At 72.0% G+C, this 7,305-nt stretch carries 6 protein-coding genes and 1 tRNA gene; 4 read left to right on the top strand and 3 right to left on the bottom strand.

Features of this window, described 5'->3' with window-relative positions; genetic code table 11:
- The first annotated feature begins 50 nt into the window (after positions 1-50).
- Positions 51-125, top strand: a tRNA-Arg gene (locus tag ACSW7Y_RS14985).
- Positions 126-198: 73 nt separating this feature from the next.
- Here the strand turns inward: ACSW7Y_RS14985 and ACSW7Y_RS14980 are convergent.
- Positions 199-1,221, bottom strand: coding sequence for an aldo/keto reductase (locus ACSW7Y_RS14980; RefSeq protein ID WP_438127040.1), 1,023 nt, complete (start codon positions 1,219-1,221; stop codon positions 199-201).
- A gap of 91 nt (positions 1,222-1,312) precedes the next feature.
- Here ACSW7Y_RS14980 and ACSW7Y_RS14975 point away from each other — a divergent pair, with 91 nt between their 5' ends.
- Together ACSW7Y_RS14975 and ACSW7Y_RS14970 are read left to right on the top strand one after the other, a co-directional pair.
- Entirely contained in the window at positions 1,313-1,882 is a 570-nt protein-coding gene (locus ACSW7Y_RS14975; RefSeq protein ID WP_438127039.1) for a TetR/AcrR family transcriptional regulator, read from the top strand.
- A 52-nt stretch (positions 1,883-1,934) separates the two neighbouring features.
- Positions 1,935-2,606, top strand: coding sequence for a hypothetical protein (locus ACSW7Y_RS14970; RefSeq protein ID WP_438127038.1), 672 nt, complete (start codon positions 1,935-1,937; stop codon positions 2,604-2,606).
- A 192-nt stretch (positions 2,607-2,798) separates the two neighbouring features.
- Here the strand turns inward: ACSW7Y_RS14970 and ACSW7Y_RS14965 are convergent, their stop codons facing one another.
- Together ACSW7Y_RS14965 and ACSW7Y_RS14960 are read right to left on the bottom strand one after the other, a co-directional pair.
- Positions 2,799-4,235, bottom strand: coding sequence for an MATE family efflux transporter (locus tag ACSW7Y_RS14965; protein ID WP_438127037.1), 1,437 nt, complete (start codon positions 4,233-4,235; stop codon positions 2,799-2,801).
- Positions 4,236-4,418: 183 nt separating this feature from the next.
- Complete coding sequence (locus ACSW7Y_RS14960; protein WP_438127036.1) at positions 4,419-4,862, bottom strand: MarR family winged helix-turn-helix transcriptional regulator; 444 nt, start codon at positions 4,860-4,862, stop codon at positions 4,419-4,421.
- 406 nt (positions 4,863-5,268) lie between these two features.
- Here ACSW7Y_RS14960 and ACSW7Y_RS14955 point away from each other — a divergent pair.
- Positions 5,269-7,305: choice-of-anchor G family protein (locus ACSW7Y_RS14955; RefSeq protein ID WP_438127035.1), on the top strand; the 2,037-nt coding region annotated here is incomplete at its 3' end.

Here is a 7,305-nt window from a genome sequence, read left to right as displayed (position 1 = left end):
CCGCGCCTCCAGTCCGAGATCTGGTCATGCCCGCTAGAGTGGTCCAGCCAGCCTCTGTAGCTCAATGGAAGAGCAGTTCCGTCCTAAGGAAACGGTTGGGGGTTCGAGTCCCTCCAGGGGCACCACCAGTCGACACGGGGTTCGAGTCCCACAGAGCCCACGGCAGGGGCACCACCACCACCAGCACCACCACCAGCGTCAGGCGGCGGCGCGCTCGGCCTCGGGCCGGCGGCGCATCGCGGGGGAGCCGACCTCGGGCCCGCGGTACACCATGTCCATCGCCCCGATGCTCTCGCCCGGCGGGACGATCGCGTCGATCCGGTCGAGGACCTCGTCGGACAGCGTCACGTCCATGCCTGCCAGGGTGTCCTCGAGCTGCTCCATCGTGCGGGGCCCGGCGATCGCCGACGTCACACCGGGGTGTGCGATCGTGAACGCCATCGCGAGGTGCGTGAGTCGGATCCCGGTCTCGTCGGCGAGCGCGATGAGCTGCTCGATCGCTGCGAGCCGTCGCTCGTCGCGGAAGTGCTGCATGCCGGTGCTCGCCCGGAACTCGTCGTTCGTCCGCCCGGCACGGTACCGCCCGGTCAGCGAGCCGCCCGCGAGGGGGCTGTAGACCAACGTCCCCATGCCGTACCGCTGCGCGACGGGCAGGACCTCGCGCTCGATCTCCCGGTCGAGGATCGAGTAGTTCGGCTGCTCGGTGCGGAACCGCTCGAACCCGCGACGCTCGGCCACCCACTGCGCCTCGACGATCTCGGAGCCGCGCATCGAGGAGCTGCCGATCGCGCGGACCTTGCCCTGCCGGACGAGGTCGGTGAGCGCCGAGAGGGTCTCGTCGATGTCGGTGTCGGGGTCCGGACGGTGCAGCTGGTAGAGGTCGATGTGGTCGGTGCGGAGGTTCCGGAGCGAACGCTCGACGGCCTCGACGATCCACCGTCGTGAGGCGCCGCGGTGGTTGACGTCGTCGTCCACCGGCCCGTGGAACTTCGTCGCGAGCACGACCTGGTCGCGCCGTCCGGCGAGCGCCTCGCCGACGACCTCCTCCGAGTCGCCGTAGCGGTCCGCGGTGTCGATGAAGTTGATCCCGGCGTCGAGCGCGCGGTGGATGATCCGGATGCCCTCGCTCCGGTCGGGGTTGCCGAACTGGCCGAGCATCATCGCGCCGAGCGCGTAGGGCGTCACCTTGATGCCGGTGCGTCCGAGGGTGCGGTACTGCATGGCGGTCTCCTGTAGTCTCGTATCCGGAACAATGTTCCGCTGGTGATCGAGACTATACGGAACACTGTTCCGCTTACGCAAGAGGAGAGCTGTGCCGACCGCCGAACCGCGTCGCCTGCGAGCCGACGCCCGCCAGAACGTCGACGCGATCCTGCACGCTGCCCGGACGGTGTTCGCACGCTCCGGGGTGGACGCACCCGTCCGCGAGGTCGCTGCCGAGGCCGGCGTGGGCGTCGGCACGCTCTACCGGCACTTCCCGCAGCGGGCGGACCTCGTCGCCGCGGTCTTCACCTCGGAGATCGACGACACCGCTGCCGAGGCCGACCGGCTGCGCGCCGAGTTCCCGCCGGGGGAGGCTCTCGATCGCTGGGTCACCCGGTTCACCCGGTTCGTCGCGACGAAGCAGGGGCTCTCGGCGGCGCTGCACTCCGGGGATCCGGCGTTCGACGCGCTGCCGGGGTACTTCGTCGACCGGCTCGGGCACGTGGTGCGCGAGCTCCTCGACGCGGCGATCGCCACGGGGGAGGTCCGCACCGACGTCGACGCGGTGGAGCTCCTGCAGGCGATCGGCGACCTCAGTCACCGGGCACCCGCCGCCGACGGCACGCCGAACCCGATGGTGCGGGTCCTGCTCGACGGGCTGCGCGTCCGCCGCGGCTGAGGGAGCGCGCAGCAAGGGCTGATCCACTCGGCGGCGGCCCTAGTCTGGCGCGATGGGGAACAACGGACGACGCCGTGGGGGCGCGATCGGCCTGGTCGTGCTGGTCGGGTACGTGGTGCTGCGCTTCGGCCTGTTCGCGTACCGGGAGCACGAGGAGGGGATGAGCACCGAGGGCATCGTCCTGAGCCTCCTCGGCATCGCTGCCGGGGTGTTCGTGTTGCTCGAGCTGATCAACCTCGGCTACCACGCGCACACCCGGCGGCGCGAGCAGGCCCTCGCCGCCCGGCACCCTGGCGCCCACCTCGTGCCGGTGCGTGTCAGCCGCGACCTCGGGAAGCAGATCGACTGGGCAGCCGGCGCCCTCGGCCTGACCCGGGAGTCGGTGCCCCGGCGCGGCTACGGCACCCTCGTGGCGGACGGCAACGGCATCGGGCTCTACTCCGGCGGATCGAACCCGACGCTCCTCGTCGGCATCCCGCGCGCCGCGGTCGTCTCGGTGGCGAGCGGCGACGCGAAGGCCGTCGGTCGCTACGCGTTCGGACGGGTCGACGCGATCCGGGTCCTCGCGGGGGACCCGAACGCGCCGGTGTGGATCGACGTGCCCGCCTACCGCGTCGTTTTCGGGTTCCCGAAGCTCCTCCGCGGCGACGAGCTCGACCAGCGCGTCCGCGAGGTGGCATCAGCGGCGGGCGTCTCGGTCGCGACCCTCCCGCCGGTGCGCTGACCGCGACGCACAGGATCGACGACGGACGCCGCGCAGAACGCGCGTCGCGCGGAGCCCGGGCGAGCAACGCGGGGCGATCCGCCCCGTGTGCCGACCGGCGGAGCGCCCTGCGCCCGTCGTGGGGACCACCGGACGGGAGGCCCGTGGCGGCGCCGCCACGGGCCTCCCGTGGTGGTCCGACGGGCCCGCCGATCAGGCCACCGACTCGGCGAGCGTCGCCTCCGCGCGTTCCGGTGATCCCTCCGAGAGACCACGCACGATCCGTCCGCGTGACACCGCCCACAGCACGAGCGCCGCGACGAACACGAGGACCTCGGTCACGGTGAGCGCCCAGATGATCCCGGCGAGCCCGAACCACCGGTTCCCGACGAACACGATCGGGATGAACAGCACGCCCTGCGCCAGGGAGAGCGCCATGGCGGGGACGACCATCCCGGTCGCCTGGAACAGCGACGTCAGCAGGCCGGTGAACCCGTTGACGATCGTCGCGACCAGCTGCGCCGTGAGGATCGTCACGCCGACCGCGAGCACGGCGTGGTCACCCGAGAAGACCGTGAAGACCTGTTCCCGGAAGACGAACACGGTGCCCGAGAACACGAGCACGATCGCACCGACCGCCAGCGCCGCCGCGCGGAGGGCCGAGCGCAGACGCGCCGCATCGCCCTTGCCGAACGCGTACGCGAGGAGCGGGAGCACGCCGATCGTGACCCCCATGACGAGGAACTCCGGGACCTGGGCGATGCGGACCGCGACGCCCATCGCCGCGAGCGGGTCGTCCCCGTAGACGCTCGCGAGGTTGTTCAAGACGAGCGTCGTGACGATGAGGAACGCCGACTGCAGCAGCTCGCCCGCACCGATGCCGAGGACCGGCCGCACGACGTCGCCGCGCAGCGTGAACCACCTCGGTGCGAAGCTGACGTTCGCGCTGTGCCGCTGGAGCCAGGTCACCCAGTAGCCGATCGCGACGAGGTTGCCGAGTCCGACCGCGAGCGCCGCGCCGGCCACGCCCCAGTGCAGCACGAGGATGAACAGCACGTCGAACACCAGGTTGCCGAGGGTCGACAGGACGAGTCCGATCATCGCCTGCCGTGCGGCGCCCTCGGAGCGGACGATCTGCTCGAGCGCGAAGGACGCGGCGAGCGCCGGCACGAACGCCAGCATGACGGCGACGTAGGCGCTCGTGGCGGGGACGGCCGCGGCGTCGGCGCCGAGCAGGGCGACGAGCGGGCGCAACAGCAGGAGTCCGACGACACCGAGCACCGCGCCGGTGGCGATCGCGCCCCAGAGTGCGAACGCCGCGACGTGCTTGATGTCCTGTGCCCTGGTCGCATCGTGCTCGGAGGCGCCGAGCATCCGGGACATCAGGGCGCTGCCGCCGACGCCGAACACACCGCCGACGGCCATGACCAGACCGAGGAGCGGGGTGCCGAAGGTGATCGCGGCGAGCAGGGAGGTGTCGTGCTGCGAGCCGACGAAGCCCGCGTTGATGACGTTGTAGACGGCGCTGACGACCATCGCGGAAGCCATCGGCACGCAGAGGTGCACGAGGGCGCGGGCGATGGGAGCGGCTGACAGGTACCAGCGGTTCCGGTCGGCGACGTGGTCTGGCTGCGTGGTGGTGGTGCTCATGGCTGCCTCCTTCTGGGCAGGGCGGAGCGCGCGCCGACGGGCGTCGGCACGGCGTGCGGGGGCGCACCGACGAGCGTCGGGGCACGGGCGGTCGCGCCGACGGGTGTCGGGGCACGACGGGGAGAGCGGCCGGCGGTCGCCGTCGCTGTGCTGGGTGCCTCCGTTCGGGAGGCCCGTGGTGCGTTACCGGGTGGGCTCCGGCAGGGCTGCGGTCACCTTGCGCAGGAGGTCGTGCAGGGTGGCCCGCTCGTCGGGGGTCAGTGGAGCGAGGATCTCGTCGTCGAGGGTGTACATGGCGTCCTCGAACCCGGCGATGAGGGCAGCGCCGGCCTCGGTGGCGTGGACGCGCTTCGTCCGGGCGTTCTCGGCATCGGCGCGGCGCTCGACGAGTCCCCGTCGCTCGAGCCCCTGCAGGAGGCTCGAGACACTGGCGGCGCTCGTCCGGGTGACCTCGGCGAGTTCACGCTGGATCGCGCCGGGGGACCGCTGCAGGTACCCGAGCACGAAGGACTGCTCCTGCGTGAGGTCGCGGTCGCGGACCCACTCCTCGGCGGCCTTGCGCTGCGCCCACCCGATCCAGCGCATGAGCTGGAGCGGCGTGTCGAACTGCGGTGCCTGCTGCGTCATGGTCAGAACTCTAACTGTTCGATGTCTAACTGTCAACGACTCTTGCTCGCCCCCCCCCGAACGGGGGTATCGCCAGCAGGACCCATCTCCTTGAAGGTTGTTCAGGAACGCGGACTCACCAGCCGCGTTCAGTCCTCAGCACGACGGCGAAGCCGTGCGCACCCGAGGGGGATCAGGGATGGACCGGAACGACTCCGCGACCGCACGATGCGTGCAGTCCTGCGTGAGCGCCGGCGTCCCACCCTTCATCCACGGGGGTGACGCGATCCGCTGAAGCCCGTCCGCGCGCAGCTCGACGCGCACACGTGACTCCGAGGCCGCCCCACCAGCGGTCTCGTCGGATCCCCGGACCAACCACCCCGGGGATGGATCAGCGGCGGAGGGATCCGCCGGAGGAAGAGGCACAATGCCATCCACAGCAACACGCTTCGCGCTGCGCGCGGGCGCCACGGCCACCGTGGCCGCGGTCATCATCGGCGGTGCGGCGCTGCCCGCGAACGCGGCCGCCACCGACGTCACCCAGGCCGAGGGGCGGCTGCTCGCGGGCAGCGGCACCGTCGACCTCGACACGATCGCGGCGCTCGCCGGGTCGTACGGCGCGACCGCTCCCGGCGGCGCCGCCGACGGCGGGTCGAACCCGCTCGACCTCGACGTCCTGAACACCATCGGCGTGAACGCGCCGAACGGCATCCCGCTCCTCGGGACCAACGGGCTCGTCGACGTCGGCGTCGTGGGGCAGTACTCCTCGACCTCGACGACCGGGGCCGTCGCGTCAGCCGGTGCGATCACGGGCGACGGCGCGATCCAGGTCGGGGCGACCGGCCCCGGTGCGAGCGTCGACCTGACGCCGCTGCTCGACGGGCTCGACCTCGACGGGCTGATCAGCGACGCGTCCGTCGACCTCGGAGCGCTCTCGGCGCGGGCCGAGGCGACCCGCACCTTCACCGGCTCCGGCGTCACCACCGACTACCAGGTCGCCAGCGCGGACGTGTCCGTCGTGAGCCCGGCGGTGGCGGCGCTGGTCGGCCAGCTGGACACCACGCTCGACACCACGAGCACGACCCTCGAGACCGCACTGAGCGCCGACGGTGTGACCGCCGGCGTCACCGGTGCCGTCGCGGACGACCTCGCCGGCGCCCTGGGTGTCGTCCCCGGGATCGTCGTCGGACCCACCGCGGCGACCATCACCGCGGACGTCGACCTCGGTCAGGCCGTCTCCTCGGTCACCGAGACCCCGCTGACGTCGGGTGCGGTCACGATCGACCTGTCGACCGGCACGGTCTCGATCGACCTCGCCGACCTCTACACGCTGAACGACCTCGCGCCGAACACGCGCCTCCTCGCGAGCGACACGATCAACGCGCAGATCGAGGCGTCGATCGCCGACATCCTGGAGAACCAGGTCCCGGCTCTGCTCACCGACGCCGTCCAGGACGCGCTCGACGCAGCCACCGTGACGGTGGACGTCAGCACCGACGCGACGGTCGCCCTCGCGGAGGCCGGCCTCGACATCACCGTCGACACGACGCTCGGCCAGATCCTCGGGACGTCCGACACCGACCCGGAGGTCACCCTCACGGGTACCGGGGCGCTGGAGGCCCTCGACGCCCTCGGTGTCACCGCGGCACTGGGCGTCGTCGTCGACGAGGCACTCCTCCCCGCGCTGACCGATGCCGTCGGTGTCGTCGTGACCGAGGACTTCGTGTCCGACACCGTCGCGACGCTGGTCGACACCCTCGAGGACGTCGTCACGGCGCTCGACCCGCTGCTCGACGCGATCAACGAGCTCGTCTCGATCACGTTCAACTCGCAGACCGCCCCGGCGTTCAGCGACCCGGACGGTGACGCCACCGGTGCCACCACGGTCCGGGCCGTCCGGATCGAGCTGCTCCCCGCGGCCGACGCGGCGACGGTCGACATCGCGACCGCGACCGTGCAGGCCGACGCCTTCGCCGGCATCGCCATCACCGACCCGGAGGACGGGACCGAGGTCACCGTCCCGACCGAGGACGACACCACCGACGTGCCGGTCAGCGGCACCGCCGAGCCGGGCTCGGACGTCGACGTCACGCTCGACGGTGACGAGGACGGCACGCAGTCCACGGTCACCGACGAGGACGGCACCTGGACGGTGACGTTCCCGGACGTCACCGTGGGTGACTACGAGGCCGTCGCGGTCGAGACCATCGGTGGGCTCGTCAGCGACCCGGATTCGGTGACCTTCGTGGTGGCCGCTGCGCCGGTCGACCCGACGGACCCGACCGACCCGACGGACCCGGGTGCGCCCGGCACGCCCGGGGGCCCCGGCGGTGACGGAACCGGCGCCGGTCCGGGTGCCGGTGGCGCAGGCGGCGGCTCGCTCGCCTACACCGGTGCCGAGCTCCTGCCGATCATGCTGATCGCCGGTCTGCTCCTCGCGGCCGGTGGCGGCACGCTCCTAGCA

The sequence above is a fragment of the Curtobacterium flaccumfaciens genome (genome assembly GCF_051548005.1).
Taxonomy (GTDB): Bacteria; Actinomycetota; Actinomycetes; order Actinomycetales; family Microbacteriaceae; genus Curtobacterium.
The sequence above is the reverse complement of the archived record's forward strand: the minus strand, read 5'-3'. Positions and strand labels throughout refer to the sequence as shown.